This is a genomic window from Bhargavaea sp. GQ12 (genome assembly GCF_059758705.1).
Genome location: NZ_JCAXEU010000010.1, coordinates 75,010 through 96,091, shown reverse-complemented (window position 1 = coordinate 96,091; position 21,082 = coordinate 75,010). Strand labels below are relative to the sequence as shown.

At 55.0% G+C, this 21,082-nt stretch carries 25 protein-coding genes; all 25 read right to left on the bottom strand.

Translation table 11 applies throughout. The annotated features are described in order from the left end of the window. Window positions 1–81: 81 nt before the first annotated feature. Window positions 82–750 (bottom strand): zinc metallopeptidase, encoded by a 669-nt coding sequence (locus tag AC6CHQ_RS10755; RefSeq protein ID WP_498081535.1) that lies wholly within the window; start codon window positions 748–750, stop codon window positions 82–84. 27 nt (window positions 751–777) lie between these two features. After that, window positions 778–1,398 carry a lipoprotein heptaprenylglyceryl N-acetyltransferase LhaT gene (gene lhaT / locus AC6CHQ_RS10750; protein WP_498081534.1) on the bottom strand — a complete coding sequence of 207 codons (621 nt, stop codon included), beginning with the start codon at window positions 1,396–1,398 and terminating at the stop codon, window positions 778–780. Between the two features lie 53 nt (window positions 1,399–1,451). Continuing rightward, window positions 1,452–2,234, bottom strand: a complete 783-nt coding sequence (locus AC6CHQ_RS10745) for a c-type cytochrome (protein ID WP_498081533.1) — start codon at window positions 2,232–2,234, stop codon at window positions 1,452–1,454. Window positions 2,235–2,274: 40 nt separating this feature from the next. Beyond that, the gene (gene qcrB, locus AC6CHQ_RS10740; RefSeq protein ID WP_498081532.1) at window positions 2,275–2,949 is read right to left on the bottom strand and encodes a menaquinol-cytochrome c reductase cytochrome b subunit; all 675 of its coding nucleotides are present in this window, start codon (window positions 2,947–2,949) and stop codon (window positions 2,275–2,277) included. A 23-nt stretch (window positions 2,950–2,972) separates the two neighbouring features. After that, complete coding sequence (locus tag AC6CHQ_RS10735; RefSeq protein ID WP_498081531.1) at window positions 2,973–3,476, bottom strand: QcrA and Rieske domain-containing protein; 504 nt, start codon at window positions 3,474–3,476, stop codon at window positions 2,973–2,975. A gap of 150 nt (window positions 3,477–3,626) precedes the next feature. After that, window positions 3,627–4,073 (bottom strand): YpiF family protein, encoded by a 447-nt coding sequence (locus AC6CHQ_RS10730; RefSeq protein ID WP_092048684.1) that lies wholly within the window; start codon window positions 4,071–4,073, stop codon window positions 3,627–3,629. A gap of 295 nt (window positions 4,074–4,368) precedes the next feature. After that, on the bottom strand, window positions 4,369–4,923 hold the full coding sequence (locus tag AC6CHQ_RS10725) for a ReoY family proteolytic degradation factor (protein WP_251239794.1): 555 nt from the start codon (window positions 4,921–4,923) through the stop codon (window positions 4,369–4,371). Between the two features lie 19 nt (window positions 4,924–4,942). Continuing rightward, window positions 4,943–6,196, bottom strand: a complete 1,254-nt coding sequence (locus AC6CHQ_RS10720; protein WP_251239793.1) for a tetratricopeptide repeat protein — start codon at window positions 6,194–6,196, stop codon at window positions 4,943–4,945. A gap of 87 nt (window positions 6,197–6,283) precedes the next feature. Then, window positions 6,284–7,576: a 3-phosphoshikimate 1-carboxyvinyltransferase gene (gene aroA / locus AC6CHQ_RS10715; protein WP_251239792.1), complete on the bottom strand. Its 1,293-nt coding sequence runs from the start codon at window positions 7,574–7,576 to the stop codon at window positions 6,284–6,286. 21 nt (window positions 7,577–7,597) lie between these two features. After that, on the bottom strand, window positions 7,598–8,704 hold the full coding sequence (locus tag AC6CHQ_RS10710) for a prephenate dehydrogenase (RefSeq protein ID WP_092048696.1): 1,107 nt from the start codon (window positions 8,702–8,704) through the stop codon (window positions 7,598–7,600). A 26-nt stretch (window positions 8,705–8,730) separates the two neighbouring features. Continuing rightward, window positions 8,731–9,834 (bottom strand): histidinol-phosphate transaminase, encoded by a 1,104-nt coding sequence (gene hisC / locus AC6CHQ_RS10705; RefSeq protein ID WP_498081530.1) that lies wholly within the window; start codon window positions 9,832–9,834, stop codon window positions 8,731–8,733. After that, complete coding sequence (gene aroH / locus AC6CHQ_RS10700) at window positions 9,831–10,220, bottom strand: chorismate mutase (RefSeq protein WP_092050664.1); 390 nt, start codon at window positions 10,218–10,220, stop codon at window positions 9,831–9,833. Before aroH ends, hisC begins: the two co-directional genes overlap by 4 nt. Continuing rightward, on the bottom strand, window positions 10,220–11,311 hold the full coding sequence (gene aroB, locus AC6CHQ_RS10695; protein WP_251239789.1) for a 3-dehydroquinate synthase: 1,092 nt from the start codon (window positions 11,309–11,311) through the stop codon (window positions 10,220–10,222). Before aroB ends, aroH begins: the two co-directional genes overlap by 1 nt. Window position 11,312: 1 nt before the next feature. After that, on the bottom strand, window positions 11,313–12,494 hold the full coding sequence (aroC, locus tag AC6CHQ_RS10690) for a chorismate synthase (protein WP_092048703.1): 1,182 nt from the start codon (window positions 12,492–12,494) through the stop codon (window positions 11,313–11,315). A 272-nt stretch (window positions 12,495–12,766) separates the two neighbouring features. Beyond that, window positions 12,767–13,213, bottom strand: a complete 447-nt coding sequence (ndk, locus tag AC6CHQ_RS10685; protein WP_035001220.1) for a nucleoside-diphosphate kinase — start codon at window positions 13,211–13,213, stop codon at window positions 12,767–12,769. A gap of 102 nt (window positions 13,214–13,315) precedes the next feature. After that, window positions 13,316–14,290, bottom strand: coding sequence for a polyprenyl synthetase family protein (locus tag AC6CHQ_RS10680; protein ID WP_092048705.1), 975 nt, complete (start codon window positions 14,288–14,290; stop codon window positions 13,316–13,318). A gap of 30 nt (window positions 14,291–14,320) precedes the next feature. Further along, the gene (locus AC6CHQ_RS10675) at window positions 14,321–15,022 is read right to left on the bottom strand and encodes a demethylmenaquinone methyltransferase (RefSeq protein ID WP_092048708.1); all 702 of its coding nucleotides are present in this window, start codon (window positions 15,020–15,022) and stop codon (window positions 14,321–14,323) included. A 5-nt stretch (window positions 15,023–15,027) separates the two neighbouring features. Next, window positions 15,028–15,819 carry a heptaprenyl diphosphate synthase component 1 gene (locus AC6CHQ_RS10670; protein ID WP_177168209.1) on the bottom strand — a complete coding sequence of 264 codons (792 nt, stop codon included), beginning with the start codon at window positions 15,817–15,819 and terminating at the stop codon, window positions 15,028–15,030. A 69-nt stretch (window positions 15,820–15,888) separates the two neighbouring features. Next, window positions 15,889–16,110 (bottom strand): trp RNA-binding attenuation protein MtrB, encoded by a 222-nt coding sequence (gene mtrB / locus AC6CHQ_RS10665; protein WP_092048712.1) that lies wholly within the window; start codon window positions 16,108–16,110, stop codon window positions 15,889–15,891. 69 nt (window positions 16,111–16,179) lie between these two features. Next, window positions 16,180–16,749 (bottom strand): GTP cyclohydrolase I FolE, encoded by a 570-nt coding sequence (gene folE / locus AC6CHQ_RS10660; RefSeq protein ID WP_092048715.1) that lies wholly within the window; start codon window positions 16,747–16,749, stop codon window positions 16,180–16,182. 225 nt (window positions 16,750–16,974) lie between these two features. Then, on the bottom strand, window positions 16,975–17,247 hold the full coding sequence (hbs, locus tag AC6CHQ_RS10655) for a non-specific DNA-binding protein Hbs (protein WP_008297005.1): 273 nt from the start codon (window positions 17,245–17,247) through the stop codon (window positions 16,975–16,977). A 307-nt stretch (window positions 17,248–17,554) separates the two neighbouring features. After that, window positions 17,555–19,033: a stage IV sporulation protein A gene (gene spoIVA / locus AC6CHQ_RS10650; protein ID WP_251239785.1), complete on the bottom strand. Its 1,479-nt coding sequence runs from the start codon at window positions 19,031–19,033 to the stop codon at window positions 17,555–17,557. Window positions 19,034–19,111: 78 nt separating this feature from the next. Beyond that, a complete protein-coding gene (locus AC6CHQ_RS10645; protein WP_498081529.1) occupies window positions 19,112–19,819 on the bottom strand; it encodes a YphF family lipoprotein in 708 nt (235 codons plus the stop codon). 5 nt (window positions 19,820–19,824) lie between these two features. Then, the gene (locus AC6CHQ_RS10640) at window positions 19,825–20,025 is read right to left on the bottom strand and encodes a DUF2768 domain-containing protein (RefSeq protein ID WP_251239783.1); all 201 of its coding nucleotides are present in this window, start codon (window positions 20,023–20,025) and stop codon (window positions 19,825–19,827) included. A gap of 31 nt (window positions 20,026–20,056) precedes the next feature. Then, window positions 20,057–21,079, bottom strand: coding sequence for an NAD(P)H-dependent glycerol-3-phosphate dehydrogenase (locus AC6CHQ_RS10635; protein WP_498081528.1), 1,023 nt, complete (start codon window positions 21,077–21,079; stop codon window positions 20,057–20,059). Between the last annotated feature and the right edge of the window lie 3 nt (window positions 21,080–21,082).

Below are 21,082 nucleotides of genomic sequence, written 5' to 3'. Positions count from 1 at the left end.
TGGCGGCCGACTGCACCAAACTGAAAACTGACGAAAGCACCCCGGCATTCCGTGAAGAAATGCCGGGGTGCTTTTCATCTGTTATTCGCGGTTTTGGAAAATCAGGAGCAGGCGCACAAGTTCGAGGACAGCGACGGCTGCTGCTGCAACATAGGTGAGTGCAGCGGCATTCAGCACTTTTCGCGCGTGCGGCTCTTCTTCGTTCCTGATGATTCCCAACTCGACAATCGTATTCATTGCCCTGCTGGAAGCGTTAAATTCGACGGGAAGCGTCACAATCTGGAACAGGACACCGACCGCCATGAGCACGATCCCGATTCCAAGCAGATTGTTCATGCTGGAGAAGAAGAGACCGGCCATGATGAAAATCCAAGACGCGTTGGACGTGATGTTCGCGACAGGCGCAAGCCGGTGACGGAAGCGCAGGAAGGCATAGTCTTGCGCATCCTGGATGGCGTGACCGACTTCGTGGGCTGCGACAGCCGTGCCGGCAACGGAAGCGTTATGGTAGTTGTCCGAGGAAAGCGCAACTGTCTTGGTCATCGGATTATAGTGGTCGGACAGGACGCCCTGGGTTTCAACCACTTTGACGTTTTCAAGACCGTTTCGGTCAAGAATCAGCCGTGCCACTTCCCTTCCGGTCATGCCGGATGTGGAGCGGACGCGAGCATACTTGTTGTACGTACTTTTGACTTTGAACTGCGAATAGAGGGGCAGTGCAATGATGATGATCAGGTAGATCAGGAACATTCGTCTTCCTCCCTTTTGTCTCTCTCTTTATTTTACCGGCTCCGATGCCCCTGCCGCAACTGAAACGGACCGGCGGTGCCAGGCATAAATCGCCAGCGCGATGCAGGCCATCGACAGCCAGAACGTGAAGTAGCCGATGACGCGGATGTGCTCCATGATCCGGCCATAGATCGGCATCTGTCCAAACACATAGTCAATCACGTCATTATGGAGTGTCCAAATCGCTGCAATCACGATATGCCAGATTCCGAACGTATACTTCGGCAGATAGAGGACCGCCTGGACCGCCATCAGGAAATGGGAAGCGACAAGCATCCAGCCCGTAGCACCGATCGTACCGACTTCCACAAGTGTCCAGATGTTCATGACGACTGCCCAAAGGCCGTATTTAACGAGTGTGATCAGTGCGAGTGCCTCGATCAGCTTCCAGTGCCTTCCCCAGATCCACGCGCCGACTGCCAGGGTAAAGAACAGGCTGGCTGTCGGGCTGTCCGGGACGAACAGGAGAAAGATCGGTTCTGTGATACTCAGTTGGGACTCATACCAGATATAGCCGTAGATCGTGCCGCCGAGATTGATCAGGAACAGCATGATAAGAAAGCGCCGGTCTTCCAGGACCGCGCGGATGTATGGAATCACTGAATGCATGGGAACCTCCGGGTAAGAAAAAAGAGCCAGTTTCCTGGCTCTTTCTTTCGGAATTATTGCTGTGTGACAGTCGAGAGGAACTCAGCAAGCTGCTGGAGCTCTTCTTCACTGCCGTTGAATGCGTCAGCCGGCATGACCTGCTGGCCGTCTTTGACAACACCGTTCACGGCGATGTCCGCAATCTCTTCAGCGGTATGGCCGGAACCTGCGAGCGGTACGCCAGCCGGTGTTCCTTCGAAGTTCTCGCCGTGGCAAGTGACACACGATTGGCCCATATAAATCTCGTAGGCCGGATCGGACGTGTCAAACTCTGCTTCCTCGACGATTTCACCTTGTGCCTTTGCTGCTTCCCAGTCGTGGTTGGCGACGGATTCCCAAGTCAGGTAAATCATCGCAAACAGTGTGAGGAGCATGAAAGCTGTAGGAAGCGGGCGCTTGAACGGACGGCGTTCCTTCGATGTATCCATGAACGGTACAAGCAGGAGTGCGCCGATGGCAAGACCCGGCATGATGATGGCACCAACGATGTTCCATGGGCCGGATGCAAACTCATATTTCAGAAGTTGGTACATTTGTAGGAAGTACCAGTCAGGCAGCGGGATATAACCCGTGTCTGTAGGATCGGCCTGCCGCTCGAGTGGCGACGGATGTGCGGCCGTTAGGATCAGGTAGCCAACAAGGAAGACTGCGCCGATGATCCATTCTTTCAGAAGGAAGTTCGGCCAAAACGCCTCAGTCTTGCCTGGATACTCTGAATAGTCTTTAGGGATCCGGTTCTTCTCGTAAGAACGGATACGGGAATCCCCGACAAATTTCATCCCTTTACCGCGATGCATAGTGTCCCCTCCTCTTTAAGGATCGTAGTGTCCGCCATTCTTACAACGGACCGGAAATACCTTGTCTCCGGATCATGATGAAGTGCGCTGCGAGCAGTCCGAGCAGAGCGGCCGGCAGGAAGAAGACATGAATCGCGAAGAAGCGTGTCAGTGTCTGTGCACCAAGGATCGTCGCATCCCCTGCAAGGAGGACCTTGATCCATTCCCCGATGAACGGTACGGAAGCGGCGATCTCGATGCCGACTTTCGTTGCGAACAGGGCCTTCATGTCCCAAGGGAGCAGGTAGCCCGTAAAGCCGAGGCCGAGCATAACGATGAAGATCATGACCCCGACCATCCAGTTAAGCTCACGAGGCTTCTTGTAGGAGCCTGTGAAGAATACCCGAAGAGTGTGGAGGAACATCATGACAATAACGAGAGATGCTCCCCAGTGGTGCATACCGCGCACAATTTCGCCGAATGCTACTTCATTCTGAAGATAGTAAACGGATCTCCATGCATTTTCGATGTCCGGCGTGTAGTACATAGTCAGGAACATTCCGGACAGAATCTGGATGACCGTAATGAAGAACGTCAGGCCACCGAAACAATAAATGAATGCAGAAAAGTGATGCGCAGGGTTTACGTGCTCAGGTACTTCATGGTCGGCGATATCGCGCCAGATCGGCGTGATGTCCAACCGCTCGTCCACCCAATCGTAGATCTTGTTCAGCACGGTTGTCTTACCCCCTAACTAGATTAAATCAACGTATTCGGTTTTGTTGCCCCAAGGTAGAGCAGGTCGTCTTCGATTTTTACATCGAACTCGTCCAGCGGCCCGATCGGCGGTGTGCCCGGGACGTTCTGGCCGTTCTTCTCATAGCGGCCCGCGTGGCATGGGCAGAAGAATTGATTCGGGTGGGCTGAATCCCCGCCCCAGTTGACTGTGCATCCGAGGTGCTTACATACAGGCGAAAGCGCGACGACTTTGTCGCCGTCCTTGTAAACCCATGCGGTACCGGTCACTTCGGACTCATACCAGCCGTCAACCTGGTCATACGTGAAGTCAACACGTACCGGCTCTTCTGTCAGCTCGCTCACCTTTTGGCTTGTCGGGATGAAATCTCCCGCAGCGCCGGCTTCGAGGACAGGGTCCACTGCAAAACGGATCATTGGCATGAGCATTCCGGAAGCCATGAATCCGCCGACGCCCATCAGCGTGTAGTTCAGGAATTGGCGTCGTGAAACTCGAGTATTGCTCATCATGTTCCCCCCTCTTACTAAAGGTTCAGTCCATCGGACAAACTTTTACTGAATAGCTTAGCTAGGACATATCTATGATATCCCAATCAAAATCGAAATTCAACAAAGCATTTGGCGGTACATGTAGATTGTGAACTTTTTTTGTCGGCTTTATTCACTTGCCCACTTTGAGGTCAGAACAGGGATGATCTGACGGACCTGATCCTCAAGAACAGACTGTTTCAGTTTTTTGTCCATGCTCTCGAGCGGAATGGACGGAATCCAGATCGCATCTTCAATGATACCTTCACGGGACCAGGACGGGTCGGTGGTCAGATAGAAGACATGCCTGAACGGCATGTCCGACACCGAGGACCCCCATTCAGCCGCAAGCCGCTCCCTGTCATTGCCATCGGTATAGCTGAAAGGCGGGAACAGCACGACACGCCCCTTGAACTGCCGTTCGATGAAGGCGGACAGGTTCAAGAGGAACTCCGCCGAAGAGGCGCTCTGCTTCATCGCTCCCCCGCCGCCGATATGGACCAGCGGTATAAGTGCGGTGTCGATATACTCCTGCTGCTGCATATACAAATCGATGTCGTTAGCGGTCCAGTTCATTGAATAACTCCTCCCAAAGCTTCCATCAATACATACTTCGCTTCCTCACTTTACCACAAATAATGTACAAAAGCGCAAGCGCCCGTTCAGCAACGTACAATCTGGAACACTTCGCAAGGAGAAAAAGGAAACACGGTGAGGGACGAGCTGATGTTGACTTATCGTAGTGGAGAAGTGTGAAGTTTGCTGGGCGCTGGAGCTGGACGTGGCCGACACTCGAATCATGGTGATCCACAGAGTGAAGTTTAATTATTTCCTATTACAAAAGAAAAAGACTTCATCGTGGTCGATGAAGTCATTTGGCGCCGACCTCCTTGATAGACTGCAGAGCCTTGGAGAGGGCGAAGAATTTTTCTTTGTCGTTCTTGTCAAGCGCTTCGTCGATCTGGCGGAGTAGCTGTTCTTCCCGGAAAGCGAGGACGCTTTCTTCAAGCAGCTGCTCCGCATCCCGGCGGTCCTTGTCGCTGATCCTGATATACTCCGGCACAAACGGATTGTCCTCCAGCACTGCCGCATATTCCGGACATGCATGCCGGTTCGGGAAGTTGAGCTGAAGGTACATGTTCTCATCCGGATGGAGCCGGAGGTCGTGGAACGACTTCTCGGCATCCGCCGTCATCAGGTTCCCTTTGTAAAAACGGAACGGGATGCCGTCCGAGTCGGTTGTGGACATGACCATCGCCCTCGGGCAGTAGTGAGCCTCGTCGACAAAGCGCACATGGTTGAGAAGCTGGTCGTGGCTCAGGAGATAATTCAGGATCCACACGCATTCCCGCCGTTTTAAATGGTAGGTTTTCAGAAACCACCTGACAAACTCCTTTTTCTCGGCGACCGGGACTGACGCTGTCACACCATCCCCTCCTTTCCCATTACATTTCCATTTCCAGGAATGAAGACCATCTCGGATCGTCCGGCATTAGGACGGCGAGTTGCTTTATCAATTCGATGGCCTCTTCCCTTTTTCCTTCATCCAGAAGGAAAAGGGCAAATTTCTCGAGGAAATGCGGGTCCTCCCTGAAATCATTATATGCCAGCCGGTAAAATTCATATGCCTCTTTGTATTGTTCTTCCCGCTCAAACGCGGACGCCGCAAACGGATAAAGTGACGGCCAGTCACGGCCTTCTTCCCGCAGCTCACCGATCATCGCGATAATCTCTCCATTGCGTTCCTGGTGATCATACAGCGACATCAGCGCATGGAGCGCCTCCATATACTCCGGGTCGAGTGCAATCGCCTCTTGGAAATGGGTTTCGGCTTCGTCCTGCCTGCCGGTCTTGAGTGCCAGCTTACCCGCGGACAAATAAAGCTCCTTGTCATATTTGTCCCGGGACAGACCTTCACGAAGTGTCGTGTAGGCGGCTTCGTCCTCCCCTTCCATCGTCTGCGCCTGTGCCAGAAGGGCATAAGCGGAAAAGTAGTCAGGGTCCATCGCCTTAAGTTCTTCCAGCGTCCTGATAGCCTCTGCATACTGCTTGCTCTGGTAGGCGGCATACGCGTAGCCGAACAGCATATCCGGCGTCCTTGAATCTTCAAGTGATTCCGCATAATACGGCAGTGCTTCTTCATAGGCCGCTCCGGCGGCGTAGGCTTCCGCTATGCGGTCGGAAAGCCTGATACCTGCCACTTCTCCGGCGGACTGCCGGACCTCCTTGTAGAGCCTTGCAGCCTCCGCATACCGTCCGCCGTCGAGCAGAAGCTCCGCTTTGGCGAACTTCACCGCGGGCTCATCCGGCAGGATCTCTGAGGCTTCCTCAACTTTTCTGAGTGCTGCTTCCGCCATGCCGGACATCTGGTAGTAGTCTGCAAGAACGAGAAGTGCCTGCGGGTACTCTTCCTCCCGTGAACCGACCGATGTAAGCAGAAGGAGGGCATCGTCTTCCTCTCCGAGCTCGATCAGCACCTGCGCCCGGTCGATTTTCAGCTGCGCCTCGTCAGGCATGAGAGAAATCATGCCTTCATAAAGCGTGTCCGCCTCCTGCAGGAAGCCGTACTCGGACAGGATTCCCGCTGCCATGTATCGCGTCTCCATATCGGATGAAGCTCCGATCTCAAGGACGAGCGACTCCGCTTTCTTGAAATCACCATCCAGAATATATTGTTGAAGCTGTTCAATTGTCTCCATCAGTATTCACCCGTCCCCGCGTTTTTCATACTTCAATGCTACTGGATGCAGGGCTTCCTTCACAAGAAAAAAGCCCCTCCGGGGAGCTTATTCTCCGCGGAGGGATTCCAGGTGGCCAAAGAATTCCGGATAGGAAATAGCGATGCATCCGGGACCTTGCAGTTCCAGCGGGCCATCTGTAACAAGCGAGGCGACCGCGGCCATCATGCCGATGCGGTGATCCCCCCTCGAATCGAGGACCGCTCCCGACAGTTTCGTCGGCCCGTTGATGATCATGCCATCCTCGGTAGGGGTGATGTCCGCTCCGAGCTTGTTCAGTTCTTCAGCAACTGCCGCGATGCGGTCCGTCTCCTTGACCCGGAGTTCTTCCGCGTCACGGACCACGGTCGTTCCTGAAGCCTGGGTGGCCAGCAGGGCGATGACCGGAATTTCGTCGATCAGGCGCGGGATCAGATCACCGCCGATTTCCACGGCCTTCAGTGCAGACGAACGCATGGTAACCGTACCGCGAAGCTCCGAATCATCCGAGTCTGCCTCGTCCACTGTAAAATCGGCACCCATCTCTTCGAGGACGTCGATCATGCCTGTACGTGTCGGGTTCAGGCCGACATTCCTTAGCACCACGTCGCTGTCGGCCACCATGGCACCTGCAGCGAGGAAAAAGGCTGCTGACGAGATGTCGCCCGGCACGTCCACGTGTGCAGGGACCAGGTCCTGGCCACCCCGCAGGGTAATGACACCGTTACCGGTCCCGACTTCCATCCCGAAGTTGCGCATCATTCGTTCGGTATGGTCGCGGGACACTTCCTTTTCACGTATGACCGACGTGCCGTCAGCACGCATCGAGGCGAATAGGATCGCCGACTTGACCTGAGCACTCGCAACCGGCATTTCATAGTCGATCGGCTGCAGCGGCCCGCCAAGAACGGAGATGGGCGTATACTGGGCACCTTCACGGCCCCGGATATCCGCCCCCATCTGACGGAGCGGCCCCGTAACACGTTTCATAGGCCGGTGCGCGATTGATTCATCCCCCGCCAGCACGGAGTGAACGCCGGATCCGGCAAGAATCCCCAGCATCAGGCGGGTCGTCGTGCCGGAGTTCCCGGTATATAGGATGTCCTCCGGCTCCTTCCAGCTGCCGATGCCGGGACTGTCGATCACCAGATCCGTTCCGTCACGGCTGATTTCCGCTCCCAGCAGACGGAAGCATTCAATAGTGCGCAGGCAGTCCTCTCCAGGCAGAAAGCCCGAGACTGTCGTACGCCCTTTGGCAATCCCGCCGAACATGACAGCCCGGTGAGAGATGGATTTATCCCCCGGCACGTCGAGCGTGCCTCGGAGCGGTACATGCGGGTAATTCAATGTCATCTTATCCATAAGTTCCGGCCTCCTGCCCCATTAACTGATGTAGATATCATAATTTGTCCGGTCGCTCAGCAGCCTGCGGCCTTGTTCCCGGTCTTCTGTCGTCTGGAAGCTGACGACCATGATTCCGAATACGTCTGCCCGCGATTCGACGATCCGCACGTTCGTGATTGAGATGCCTGCATCCGCCAGATAACCGGCGATTTCCGAAATCGCACCCGGGCTGTCCGGGATGTTGACGTTCAGGTCGAATGTGGTGTAGAGCGCCCCCTGGGACTTTGCAGGCAGGGCATCCCGGTAGGTTTTCGCCCCGCCATAAAAATCATGGATCAACTCTGCGTCACCCGATTCGATCATGTCCCGGACATGGGTCATCTCTTCGATCCACAGATTAATCTGGCCCACCAGCTCGTCACGGTTTTGCAGGGTGATGTCGCGCCACATGACCGGATCGGAAGAAGCGATCCGGGTAATGTCCCGGAACCCTCCCGCAGCCAGTTCACGGGTAAACGGCATCTCTTCGGTCTCCTCTTCAAGCCGGCGCACAAGCGATGCCGCGACGACATGCGGGAAATGGCTGACCACGGCTGTCATGGCATCATGCTGTTCTGCACTCACGACCGCAGTCTTTGCTTTAGTCACACTGAGGAACTCCTCCAGCTTCCTGACAGCCGGCGCATCCTCCTTGCTTGCAGGGGTCAGCAGGTAATAGGCGTTCTCAAAAAGGTGCTCACGGGCCGCCCGGACCCCGCTTTTGTGTGAGCCTGCCATCGGGTGGCCGCCGACAAAGGTTGCGCTGCCGCCGGCGAAGCCGCCCGCCTCTTCCATGATCCAGGTTTTAGTGCTCCCCGTATCGGACAGAATGGCTCCCTCTTTCAGTTTCCAGCCCGCGGCAGCTTCCTTCAGCATCCGCACCGTCTCATTGACGGGCGTGGCAAAAAATATGTAATCACAGCCCTCGGCGGCTTCTGCCGCCGATCCTGCCGTATGGTGAACCACCCCGAGCGTCTGCGCTTCACGCAGCGTCACCGGATCGGCATCAAAACCTGTGACCGTGACATTCCCGTGGCGCTGGATCGCAAGGGCGAGTGATCCCCCGATCAGGCCGAGGCCGATGATCGCAGCTTTTAACTCTGACAAAACCCAACACTCCCATCAAACACTGCTTACGCTTCAGGCACTCCGTGTGCCAGCACTTGTTCAAGCGCGGCAAGCAGGCCCGCATTATCTTCCTGCGTTCCCACGGTAATGCGCAGATAACCCGGCGTGCCGAGTTTGTCTCCGCTCCGGACGATATAGCCGCGCTTCAGCAGCTCATCCGCTGCGGCATCCGCGCTCCCCTTTACTTCCAACAGCACGAAATTCGCTTCTGAGACCGGACAGTTTAATCCGTGTGCCTCTGCGAAACGGCGGTACTGGTCCTTGCCCGCCCCGTTCTGCTGGCGTGTCCTTGCGATAAACTCCTGGTCAGCAAGCGCGCGGGCAGCGGCCTGCTGGCCGAGGACGTTCGTATTGAATGGCGGACGGACAGGGTCGAGCTTTGCAATGACTTCTTCACGCGCGACTGCATAACCGACTCTGAATGCCGCCAGCCCATAAGCTTTCGAGAAAGTGCGCAAAACGAGCACATTCGGGAACTCATCGACAAGAGCAAGCGGATCGGCATATGCCGGATCCGTTACAAATTCATGATACGCGTTGTCGACAATAACGAGCACATGCTCCGGTACCTGTTGGATGAAAGCTTTCAGTTCTTCGTGCGGGATAATGCCGCCGGTCGGGTTGTTCGGCGTGCACAGCCACACAATCGAAGTATTTTCATCGATTGCTTTCAGCATGCCCTCGAGATCATGGCTGAAGTCTTCGTGAAGGGGAACTTCCCTGATCTCCGCACCCTGAATCCTTGCATTATGGCGATACTGGGGAAATGACGGCCACGGCATGACCGTGTTCTCGTTTTCCGATAGGAGGGCACGGGAAAGGATGACGATCAGCTCGTCCGAGCCCCCACCGAACAGAAGCTGCCGCGGGCTGATGCCAAGTTGATTGGACAGCGCTTCCCGCAGCTCCGTCGCATAGCCGTCAGGATAAAGTTCAGTCTCCAGCCCAGATTCTGCGATGAATTTCTTTACTTCTGCTGAGCAGCCGAATGGATTTTCATTGGAAGCGAGCTTGACGATGCGTTCAAGGCCGAATTCCCGCTTGACCTCTCCGATCGTCTTGCCGGGCTCGTAAGCCCTCATGCCTTCCAGTCGGGGATTCCACCTCATCTCGCTTCCTCCTTTCGTGCAGCGGCTCCGGCCAGGTCCGGACGCAGGCGGACCGCTTCGTTCAAGTAGATATGCCTGATTTCTTTTTGTGTCTTTGCAGTATTTGCATGCATGAGCAGACGGATGCAAAGCGGGAGCGCCCCGGGTACATCCATTTCATGGGTGCACATGACCGGTACATACTCCCAGCCTTCCATCGTCCGGACAGCTTTGGCCGGGAATCCGGAAGAAATGTCTGTCGTCGTCGAGATGATCACCGAGACAATCTCTTCCGGTTCCAATCCGTTCTGTTCCGCCATTTCCTTTGCCAGGGCGGCGGTCTCCTGCATGATCTGCTGTTCATCGTCTGCCGTGATGCATGTCGCACCTCGGATGCCCCTCACCATCATTCCGGTTCCACCCCCATGCGTATTCTGAGTTCCTTGTCAGCCTTCTTGCAGTCCTCTTCCGTGACGCTGCGGACATCCGGTGCACCTGCTTCCGGAAGAAGGACGAAATGAAGGTCTCCGAAGGAAGCTTTTTTATCTTTTTTCATGTAGCCAAGCAGTTTTTCAAACGGATGATCCGCGATTTTTTTCAGCGGATAGCCGTTCCGTTCGGCAAATGCCTGGAGAGCATCGGTCAGTTCCCTGCCTGCACCGGCCTGCTGTTCACTCAGGATCAGCGCATAGACCATCCCGATCATGACGGCTTCGCCATGCGTGATTCCGCCATAGCCGGCGGCCGCCTCGACCGCGTGGCCGTATGTGTGCCCGAAGTTGAGGAATTTGCGGACGGATCCCTCCCGCTCATCGCGGCCGACGATTTCCGCTTTCACGCGGATGCCCCGGACGATGAGCCGTATCAGTTCCTCTTCGCCCATTTCGTCAAGCTCGAGCGTGCGGAGCAGCTCCAATGCATCTTCCCGGGATGAAATCAGCACGTGCTTGACCGCTTCCGCCATACCGGAGCGGACTTCTCCTTCAGGAAGCGTCCGGAGAAGATTCGTATCATACAGCACTGCAATTGGCTGATGGAACGCCCCCGTCATGTTCTTGCCCCCGGGGAGGTTGATCGCGGTTTTTCCGCCGACAGAGCTGTCGTGAGCAAGGATCGTTGACGGGCACTGGATAAACCGGATTCCGCGCATGTAGGCGGCTGCCGCATATCCGGCAAGGTCGCCGCATGCGCCCCCGCCAAACGCGATCAATACCGATTTGCGTGTGCATCCTGCATCCAGGAGAAATTGCTGCGTTCGCCCGAACCACTCGAGCGTCTTGCAGGACTCGCCAGCCGGAACATCCAGCCAAGCCACGTCCTTTCGGTTTCCGCCAAGCGCTGCACGAAGATGTTCCCCATGCAGGGCTGTCACTTTTTCATCCGCAATTACAGCGACCCGGTCCGCATCAGCAAGAAGTCTTTCAAGCCCCTGCAGCGCGTCCGGACCCACTGTTACATCATAACTGCGATCCTGTGTATCGACCCTGACCGTTTCCATGTCAGAACTCCCGTGAGTAATCGAGGAATTCCCTGATGTTCTTCCGGAGCCCTTCGATCGTGTCACTGTGGAATGTTTCGGAGATGGCTTTGGCCACTTCCCATGCGACGACATGTTCTGCGACGACGGACGCCGCCGGCACCGCACAGCTGTCAGATCGCTCGATGCTCGCCTTAAACGGCTCTTTCGTATCGATGTCGACGCTCTCCAGCGGCTTGTAGAGTGTCGGGATCGGCTTCATGACGCCGCGCACCACGATCGGCATGCCTGTTGTCATGCCGCCCTCGAAACCTCCGAGGTTGTTCGTGCGGCGACGGTAACCGGATTCTTCCGTCCATTCGATCTCATCATGGACTTCACTGCCCGGAAGCCGTGCCATTTCAAAACCTAGGCCGAACTCGACGCCTTTAAACGCATTGATCGAGACCATGGCTCCTGCAATTTTCGAATCCAGCTTGCGGTCGTATTGAACATAGCTGCCTACTCCGGGAGGGCAGCCGTCGACAATGACTTCCACGACGCCGCCGATTGAGTTGCCGGCCGCCTTTGCGTCATCAATTGCCTGCTTCATCTTTTCCGATGCTGCCGGATCAATGCAATAAACGTCATCTGCAGACGCAATTTCGCGGATCTCATTGACCGTCTTGCCGTTGCGGAGGGTCATGTCGGCTTTTACACCGCCGATTTCTGCAACATGTGCCGTCACTTCGATGCCAAGCGCCTTCAGGAAACTCTTGGCAACGGAACCTGCAGCAACACGCATAGTCGTTTCCCTGGCTGATGAGCGCTCCAGCACATTGCGGAGATCACGGTGGCCATACTTCATGCCGCCGACAAGGTCAGCGTGTCCCGGACGGGGCCGTGTCACACGGCGCTTGATCTCGTCCGGATCGACATCCTCCGGAAGGGGCTCGATTCCCATGATCTTTGTCCAGTGCTTCCAGTCATCATTCGTCACGGTCAGCGCAACCGGTGCTCCGATCGTCTTTCCGTGGCGCACACCTGCCGTGATGTCGACTGTATCTTTTTCAATCTGCATCCGACGGCCGCGGCCATAACCGCCCTGCCTCCGGGCAAGGTCACCGTTAATGGACTCCGCCGTCAGTTCAAGATTGGATGGCAGTCCTTCTATAATTGCGGTCAGCTGTGGACCGTGGGATTCTCCCGCTGTCAAATATCTCATTTCTGCTCCCCCCAGGCTCTAAATACATTTAATTTTCTTACCACTATAACACAACCCATCGTGTGAATCATTTGGATTTTCGCAGAAAACACAAGGGTTTAATCACTATCCGCAAATGAAAACGCTCTCTTTTTTAAAAAGGCGAAAAGTCTTTATTTCAACTGTCATTTATCCCCAGAATAAAGTTTTAAGAAAGTCCACAGCCATGCTTATTTATCTGCTCTGAAGAATCACCGGAAATAAAAAAACCCGGCATGCGCCGGGCATCAGGGTCAGTTGACCCAGTTATTGATTTGCTTTTCGTAGGAAACCAGTTCTTCCTGCTTAAAGAACAGGTTGATTTCGCGCTCCGCACTTTCAGGGGAGTCGGAACCATGGATGATGTTTTTGCCCACAGTGACTGCGTAGTCGCCGCGGACCGTGCCCGGTGCAGATTCTTTCGGGTTTGTCGCACCCATCATGAGACGGGCTGTCGAGATGACGTTTTCGCCTTCCCAAACCATCGCGAACACTGGGCCGGAAGTGATGAACTCAACGAGTTCGCCGAAGAATGGACGCTCTTTGTGTTCGCCGTAGTGCTGCTCAGCGAGTTCTTGTGGAATTTGCATCAGCTTTGCGCCAGCAAGCTGGAAGCCTTTCTTTTCGAAACGGCTGACGATCTCGCCGATCAGGTTGCGCTGGACGCCATCAGGCTTGACCATTAGAAATGTTTTTTCCATTTTCTTGTACACTCCTTGTGAGTTGAGGGTGTGCGGCGATGCCGCCTCCAAAATGTTACCACTGCACCTGTATGACTTTCAACAAAAGTTGTGCCCGATTGGTCAGAATTTCCGTTTTCCGATAAATTTCGCGATCCGAATCAGAGAATCACGGTCCGGGATGTCGGGCAGGGCTTCCGCTTCACGGAGCGCTTTCTCCAGATAGAGGTCGCTGATGCGCACCGATTCGCGGATCGCTTCCGAGTTTCTCATCAAGCCGAGAAGCTTGGCTACACCGGCCTTATCCAGACCGCCACCAAGGGCATCAAGCAAATAAGGACGGAGTTCAGGATCGCGCAGACCGTATATTGCCGGAAGCGTGATATTGCCCGCGAGAAGGTCGCCTCCAGCGGGTTTGCCCAATTGTTTTTCCGTACCTGTGAAATCGAGCAGGTCATCCGTAATCTGGAAGGACATTCCGACATAGTAGCCGAAACGCTTCAGTTTCCTGACCGTCGCCGGGTCCGCCCCTGCCACAAGACCTCCCAGTTCACAGCTGGAAGAGATGAGAAGTGCGGTTTTTCGTTTGATCCGGCGAAGATAATCCCTCAGATTCTGCTCTGCAGCAAACTTGTCTTCGATCTGGATGATTTCACCTACACAGATTTCAATCATCGTCCGTGACAGGACTCGGTGAACTTCTTGGGAATCCAGTTCGCCGATGATTTCGAGAGACCGGCCAAGCAGAAAATCGCCGACATACATAGCCGCCCGGTTACCGTGAATCGACTTCACTGTCCGTTCTCCGCGGCGCAGATCGGCATCATCGATGACGTCGTCATGGACAAGCGAAGCCATATGGATCAGCTCAAGTGGTACGGCTGCCTTCGCCGTGACTGACGGATTGTAGTCCCCGAACTTCGACGCAAGAAGCGTGAAGACCGGGCGGATCCGCTTGCCTCCCGAACCGATGAGTGCCAGGCAGGCATCTTCCAGCATGGGGGACGCCGAGTGGACCGACCGGTTCAGTTCTCTCTCTATAAATTCCAGGTCCGTACGGAACTCTGAATAGATGGACTTTAGTTTCAACTTCTCCAAGAGAAAAACCTTCCCCGCTTTTTGTTCTCGTTATCTCCGTTTGTAGCCGATATGCCCCGCTGCCGCTCCTCCACTGAACGGCTTGTAGCGGATGCCTTCAAACCCGGTTTCAGCAAAGACGCCTGCCAGTGCCCGCGCATCCGGGAAGGTCTCCGCGGACTCTTGCAGCCACTGGTACTCTTTGTAGCTCTTCGCGAACATACGGCCGAAGAGCGGCATGATGTTGTTGAAGTAGAGTTTGAACGCCTGCCGGTACCCCGGCAATGTCGGCTGGGAGGTTTCCAGGCAGGCGATCATCCCGCCCGGCTTCAGTACCCGGTGCATCTCGGAAAGTGCCGTCCGGAGATCGGGAACATTGCGGAGACCGAAACCGACTGTGACATAGTCAAAACTGTTGTCCGGGAACGGGAGGTCCATGGCATTCCCTTCAACAAGCCTGATATTCGGGCGGTCTTTGGTCTTTTCTTTTGCTACGCTCAGCATGTTGGCGGAAAAGTCCAGGCCGGTCACTTCACCCGAAAGACCGGCCGCATCGGCGAGCGCAATGGTCCAGTCACCGGTGCCGCAGCAAACATCGAGTGCGGAAGCCCCCTCCCTGACATCCATCTTCTTCATCATTTCCTTGCGCCATGACTTATGCATCTGGAAACTGATGACCGAGTTCATCGTATCGTAGTTGTCCGAAATCTTTTCAAACACGTCATGGACCCGTCGCTCTTTTTGTGTCTCCAAACTGCTCAATCCTTTTTTCCCGTCTGAATGGATGCCGGTTCGCTGACCCCATAGACTTCGGCGATCGCCATAATGTCCGGGCCTCCCCTTTTCCCAATCAGTCCGGTTTCTTCAATTAGCCGGCCTGCATGAAACCGGCGGCAGCGGTCCAGTATCCGGGCCGCAGCCGCCGGGTCGCCGCCGATGCCCTCCGAACGGAGGAGGGCATCCAGAAACGGCGTATGTTCCCCGTCGTGGAGATTGCTGATTTCAAAATTAAGCCTTGCCGCAGTCAATCCATGGCGCGCCGCTGCCTCATAGGCCGCATAGCCCCGCCCCATCAGGAACGCCGAAACCGTCGCGGCTTCAATCGTCTCGAGAGAAGACAGCAGAAAGTTCGGGGGCTCCCCCTCGCGATGTTCGAACAGCCTGATCTTCCGCTCGCTCATTTCTGTAACCGAACCGGAGAACCTGCGGATCATCCGGAGATCAGGGACTTCAGCCAGAATCCGGTAATGGATCCCGCTGTAGTAATCGCCTGCCAGTACAGTGAGCTGGCCCTGCCTGCTTTCCGAAGCTTCACGCCCGATTGAATCGTGCGCGGAAAAAGCAGCATAAAGCGCGCCTGCTGCAACAGCCGACAACCGGTCCTCTTCTTCCCACTTTTCCCCGAAAATCTTCGGGAGCAGAAGAGAGATCAGAACCGGCTCGGGAACTATCGGCCGCCCAGTGTACTTAAGGAGCGTACGGTTGGCCAGCCGCCGGCTGATTTCGTCTTTGAGTAGTTCTGCTTCTGTATGTAAACTTGTTGGATTCATCTTCCGCCGCTCCATTTCCGCACGGATCTGAAAGTTTTCCCCATCCGCCCGAAACCGGACGGCTGCCCGTCATTTCCGTGATTCGCCCTTCACCATGCCATGTGCGGTAAGCACTTCCGCTTCTCCCCGCACTTTAATGGCTGAAACATGCTCTGTGAACTGGGCGACAAGAACCTCGCCGCTGTCCAGTTTCTCCGAATGACCGAATTTGGTATCCGCACCTCTGGTGAGGCCGATTACCTGGACACCGTCTTCCTTGGCTTTGATGACGACAAACTCGTTTTGTGCCATGTTCAGTCTCCTATCTATAATCTTTCCTATCATATCATAGTGGGGAATGGGCCCGCAAAATGCCGGGCGTCAGGACATCTTGATAAGCGAAATGATTTCCGCCCTCTTGCTGTCGTCCTGGTCGAAGATTCCATGTGCAGATGCCGTGACTGTCTTTGATCCCGGCTTCCTGATGCCGCGCATTGTCATGCACATATGCTCTGCTTCCACCACAACATATACACCCAGCGGATCGAGCATTTCCGCCAGTGCATCCGCCACTTCCGCAGTGATCCGCTCTTGCAGCTGTGGCCTGCGGGAGACCGCCTCGACTGCGCGGGCCAGCTTGCTCAGCCCGGCCACTTCACCATTGCGCGGTATATAGGCCACGTGAGCCTTTCCATAGAAAGGGAGCAGGTGATGTTCACACATTGATTGAAAATGAATATCTTTGACGAGGACCAGCTCTTCGTGATCCTCGTGGAAAACTGTTTTGAAATATTCCTTTGGATCTTCACCAATGCCCCAGAACACTTCTTCATACATTTTGGCCACACGTTTCGGCGTATCCAACAGACCTTCGCGTTCCGGGTCTTCCCCGACCGCCTCAAGAATCAGCCGGACCGCTTCCTCGATCTTGCCATGGTCCACTTTTCCCATTTTCGTCCCTCCATATACGGAAACACTCTCGCCGCAAACGGCGCAGAAGCCTCACCGGCTTCCTCTCCGCATCATTCCTAAATGTTAGCACAACCGGAGTCCGGGTACAATTCGCCGGTTCAGCCGGAATGCGGGACTTCATACCCGCCTTTTATACCAAACTAAAAGGACGGCCCCCCTTCTTCCGGAACCGGAAGAGTGGGACCGTCCTATGTAGTCAGGATATCATTTTACCGCATCTTTGAGAGCTTTCCCTGGTTTGAACGCAGGAACCTTGCTCGCAGCGATTTCGATTTCCTCACCCGATTGCGGGTTGCGTCCTTTACGGGCAGCACGTTCACGTACTTCGAAGTTGCCGAAACCGATCAGCTGGACCTTCTCGCCTTTAGCAAGTGCATCGGAAATTGTGCTGAATACGGATTCAACAGCATTGACCGCATCTTTGCGGGAGAGACCTGTCGCTTCCGCCACAGAGTTCACCAAATCTGTCTTGTTCATACCATTCACCTCCTCCCAAAGAGAAAGTTTGCTTAAGCATGTTCAAACTGTATCATATCGAAACCCGCACCGCAACCGGTTTCACGGGCATTCCGGGCCAATGGCGGCCCTGTTTTTCATGCTTCCCCCGAATCAGGGCTGCTAAACTGCCCGATTGTCATTTTTCGTTCAAAAAATGACACAAACAATGCCCGGAATGCAGTAGAGACGCCGATTGCCGGGCCCTTTGCCTAAGACTGACATTCTATCAGGACGGGTGGGATCTGTCCAACTCAAAAAAGGCACCTCCATGGGTGCCGGGATGAGTTCAGAGAATGAACGTGACCATACCTTTGTTTCCGTCGTTGACCATCTGTTCCATTGTTTCCCGAATCCGGTTTCTGGCTCGTTCCGGTACCGCAGTTGTCTTGAAGCGAATGCTTTCCTTCATCACCTCATGCAGAGGTGTGCCGAACAGCTGGGTCGACCACAGGGCTTCCCTGTCATTGAGATAGGCCTCTTTCAGGTCCTTGAGAAGCTGCAGGCTATGGAATTCGGATCCGATGAGCGGTGAGAATTCGGCCTCCATGTCGATCCTCATGATGTGGAGCGAAGGGGCTTTGGCTTTCATCCGGACACCGAAAAAGTTGTTTTGCTTGATGAGCTCAGGAGGTGTCGGTTCAAAGTCCTGCATGACTGGAAGGGTGACGCCGTAGCCGGTTTTCTTGGCGGATTCGATGGCGTCTTCATACTGGCCAAAAGCTTCCTTCGACTTGACCGCATCCCGGATGAACAGCAGCCAGTCTTTTTTTGTCCGGATCGGCTCGCCCATCATCTCATCGCACACTTCGTGGAAGATACCGTCCTCGGTTTCGACGCGTATGTTCGCTTTGCCCTGTCCGGCATCGACACTGACAACCTCTGCACGGCGGACAAAGTCTTCTTCCTGGATGGAGGCGGCAAGCCGCTGGACATCACGGATCTTGGATACGGCAGTCAGCCCCTCGTCCAGGCGGCTTCGGATTGCCGTGTTCAGATCATGGTCATCCGCCAGGACATCCATCCACTCCGGTTTTTGAAGCTCAATCTCGGAAATCGGGAATTCAAACAATGCCTCCTGAAGGATCAGCTGAATCTCATTCGCATTCAGCTGGTCGGCACTGATGGCGATGACAGGCACTCCGTACTTATCCGTCAGCTCATCCCGGAGAGCCACTGTCTCCGAGTGGGCCGGCATCCGGCTGTTCAGGACGATGACAAATGGCTTGCCGATCTCTTTGAGCTTGCCGACGATTTCCTCTTCCGCCTTGAGCGCGGCAGCCCTCGGGATGTTGTTCACCGTTCCGTCTGTCGTCATGACGATGCCGATGGTCGAATGATCACGGATCACCTTGTCAGTCCCGATGCGCGCGGCTTCTTCGAACGGTATGGGTTCGTTGTGCCATGGAGTGTGGACGTATTTCGGCCCGTCCTCATCCATATGCCCTTTTACCCCGTCGATCACATAGCCGACACAGTCTGCAAGCCGGATCTGGAACGTCAGATCACCGTCACCGACCGAGATGCCTGTCCCCCGTGCCGGGACGAATTTCGGCTCGGCAGTCATGATGACCGGGCCGGGGGAGCTCTGGGGCAGTTCATCCTGCGCTCGGGTCCTGTCCCCTTCCTCGACCATGTTCGGAATGACGACTTCTTCCATGACCCGTTTTACGAACGTCGACTTCCCGACCCGCACCGGGCCGACAACGCCGATATAAATATCCCCATCGGTTCGTTTTGCCAATTCTTCATACAATGCTTCGCTCAAACCTTTCGCCCTCCTTTTCTGCGCAATTCATTGTATGCACACTAAAAGCGCTTCATGCAGATGCACGAAGCGCTCGGACTATTTCTCGGTCATGAAGATGACATTTCCTTCTTCATCCACCGTATAAGGCAGGCTGTACGCCGGAAGGATCGGGTTCTTGTCATAAAGAATATGCCGGATATCCTCTCCAGGTTCGACATCGGCAGCACCTGCCGAGATCGCGTCATGGAGGTCGGCTGTATAGTCAATGTAGAAGTTGCCGTCCGAGGACAGTACAATCGGCAATTCCCGGTCACTGTACGGGCTCTTCACCTTAGGTGCTTCACGAAGGCCCATTGCGGAGAAGTTCGGAAGAAACACCTGATCTGTAAGCATTTCCTCGATCGGCACATGTCCGTTTACGCCCTTCCTGAGATTCAACTCACGAATCCGCTCGGGAGCGTTCAGGTCCACGAGCTTGACTGTGGGATTTTCTTCAACATCCATCAGGACATATTGGAAAATCCCGCCGGTCTCATAAGCGTTTGAGGGAATCTTCTCAAGATGTGCCGGAAAAATTTTGGAGAAATCAATCGGATACTTGATAAACGCGTCCACGTCCTGGTCGCGTGTTTTGATCGGCAGCAGGCCCCCGCTCTTCTCACGGTATTGCTCGACCGCGGACTGTACGGAATTCAACTGCTCTTCGTAAGGGATAGTGCCGGCAGCCTTCTCACTGTCCGGAAGCATGCATCCGGACAGCAGGACCACTGTTGCGGCAATAAGGAGTAGCCATGTTTTTTTCATGCCGCTCATCCTCCCGTCGGTCCGTTGAATACGAGGTAGACCATAGAGAAGAATCCGAAGAGAAGCAGCAGGAATGCAGTGGCACTGAATATGAATTTTAACAATTTGTTTTTAATCTTGTTGCGGCTGATCGTGACGAGGAGTATGCAGACGAACATGGCTCCTATCGCGTAAAATGACAGCCACATTTTATCCAGGGATGACAAAACGGGTCCACCTTTCAGGACCGGTCAGTTTTCAGGACCAACCGGCGAGATCTTCTGTTTCGTGTTTTTTCATGCGGCCCATGAGGAGTTCCACCCGATCGATGGGCTTCTGGCCTTCGAACAGGACCGCGTAAAGGGCTTCCGTGATCGGCATCGGCACGCCGCATTCCTTGGAAAGCTGATGAGCGGCCTTTGTGGTCCGGACACCCTCGACGACCATTCCCATACTGTCGAGCACTTCATCGAGACTCTTGCCTTTGCCGAGCATATTGCCGGCCCGCCAGTTTCGGGAATGGACACTCGTACAGGTGACAATCAGGTCACCCAGGCCGGAAAGGCCGGAGAAAGTAAGCGGATTGGCACCCATCGCCACTCCGAGACGGGTAATCTCGGCAAGGCCGCGCGTAATGAGGGCAGCTTTGGCATTGTCGCCATAGCCGAGTCCGTCGGTCACGCCCGCCGCAAGAGCAATGATGTTTTTCAGCGCACCGCCGATTTCCACACCTACCACGTCATCGTTTGTATAGACGCGGAATGACTGGTTCATGAACAGGTCCTGAACTCTTCTCGCGTGTTCCGTGTTTTTGGCAGCAACGGTTACGGTTGTGGGCTGGTTTCGGATTACTTCTTCGGCATGGCTCGGGCCGGAGAGGACGACGATGCCTTGGCAGAATTCCCCGTCCAGCTCCTCTTCCATGACTTCGCTGATCCGCTTGTGCGTATCCGGTTCGATCCCCTTGGAAACATGGGCGAAAAGAACCGGTTTTTCCAGGAGGCTGTTCAGGTCCCGGCAAACTCCCCGGATGCCCTTTGTCGGAACGGCCATGACGATGATGGAAGCTCCGGCCACGGCTCCGGCCAGATTGTGGTCAGCCTTCAGCGTATCCGGAAGCACAGCCCCCGGCAGGTACTGCTCGTTTGTATGTTTTTCTGCTATTTCTTCCGCCTGTTCCGCGCGGCGGGACCATAGCGTACAGTCATGCCCATTGGAAGCGAGAACGGCGGCGAGGGCGGTGCCCCAGCTGCCGGCTCCAAGCACGGCGACTTTGGTCATTGC

Excerpts from the sequence above, each read along its gene's own strand:
- AC6CHQ_RS10755 (WP_498081535.1), bottom strand. The coding sequence starts at position 750 with ATGTTCCTGATCTACCTGATCATCATCATTGCACTGCCCCTCTATTCG.
- lhaT (WP_498081534.1), bottom strand. The coding sequence starts at position 1,398 with ATGCATTCAGTGATTCCATACATCCGCGCGGTCCTGGAAGACCGGCGC.
- AC6CHQ_RS10745 (WP_498081533.1), bottom strand. The coding sequence starts at position 2,234 with ATGCATCGCGGTAAAGGGATGAAATTTGTCGGGGATTCCCGTATCCGT.
- AC6CHQ_RS10735 (WP_498081531.1), bottom strand. The coding sequence starts at position 3,476 with ATGAGCAATACTCGAGTTTCACGACGCCAATTCCTGAACTACACGCTG.
- AC6CHQ_RS10730 (WP_092048684.1), bottom strand. The coding sequence starts at position 4,073 with ATGAACTGGACCGCTAACGACATCGATTTGTATATGCAGCAGCAGGAG.
- AC6CHQ_RS10720 (WP_251239793.1), bottom strand. The coding sequence starts at position 6,196 with ATGGAGACAATTGAACAGCTTCAACAATATATTCTGGATGGTGATTTC.
- aroA (WP_251239792.1), bottom strand. The coding sequence starts at position 7,576 with ATGGATAAGATGACATTGAATTACCCGCATGTACCGCTCCGAGGCACG.
- hisC (WP_498081530.1), bottom strand. The coding sequence starts at position 9,834 with ATGAGGTGGAATCCCCGACTGGAAGGCATGAGGGCTTACGAGCCCGGC.
- aroH (WP_092050664.1), bottom strand. The coding sequence starts at position 10,220 with ATGGTGAGGGGCATCCGAGGTGCGACATGCATCACGGCAGACGATGAA.
- aroB (WP_251239789.1), bottom strand. The coding sequence starts at position 11,311 with ATGGAAACGGTCAGGGTCGATACACAGGATCGCAGTTATGATGTAACA.
- aroC (WP_092048703.1), bottom strand. The coding sequence starts at position 12,494 with ATGAGATATTTGACAGCGGGAGAATCCCACGGTCCACAGCTGACCGCA.
- ndk (WP_035001220.1), bottom strand. The coding sequence starts at position 13,213 with ATGGAAAAAACATTTCTAATGGTCAAGCCTGATGGCGTCCAGCGCAAC.
- AC6CHQ_RS10670 (WP_177168209.1), bottom strand. The coding sequence starts at position 15,819 with ATGAATCCAACAAGTTTACATACAGAAGCAGAACTACTCAAAGACGAA.
- mtrB (WP_092048712.1), bottom strand. The coding sequence starts at position 16,110 with ATGGCACAAAACGAGTTTGTCGTCATCAAAGCCAAGGAAGACGGTGTC.
- folE (WP_092048715.1), bottom strand. The coding sequence starts at position 16,749 with ATGGGAAAAGTGGACCATGGCAAGATCGAGGAAGCGGTCCGGCTGATT.
- hbs (WP_008297005.1), bottom strand. The coding sequence starts at position 17,247 with ATGAACAAGACAGATTTGGTGAACTCTGTGGCGGAAGCGACAGGTCTC.
- AC6CHQ_RS10645 (WP_498081529.1), bottom strand. The coding sequence starts at position 19,819 with ATGAAAAAAACATGGCTACTCCTTATTGCCGCAACAGTGGTCCTGCTG.
- AC6CHQ_RS10635 (WP_498081528.1), bottom strand. The coding sequence starts at position 21,079 with ATGACCAAAGTCGCCGTGCTTGGAGCCGGCAGCTGGGGCACCGCCCTC.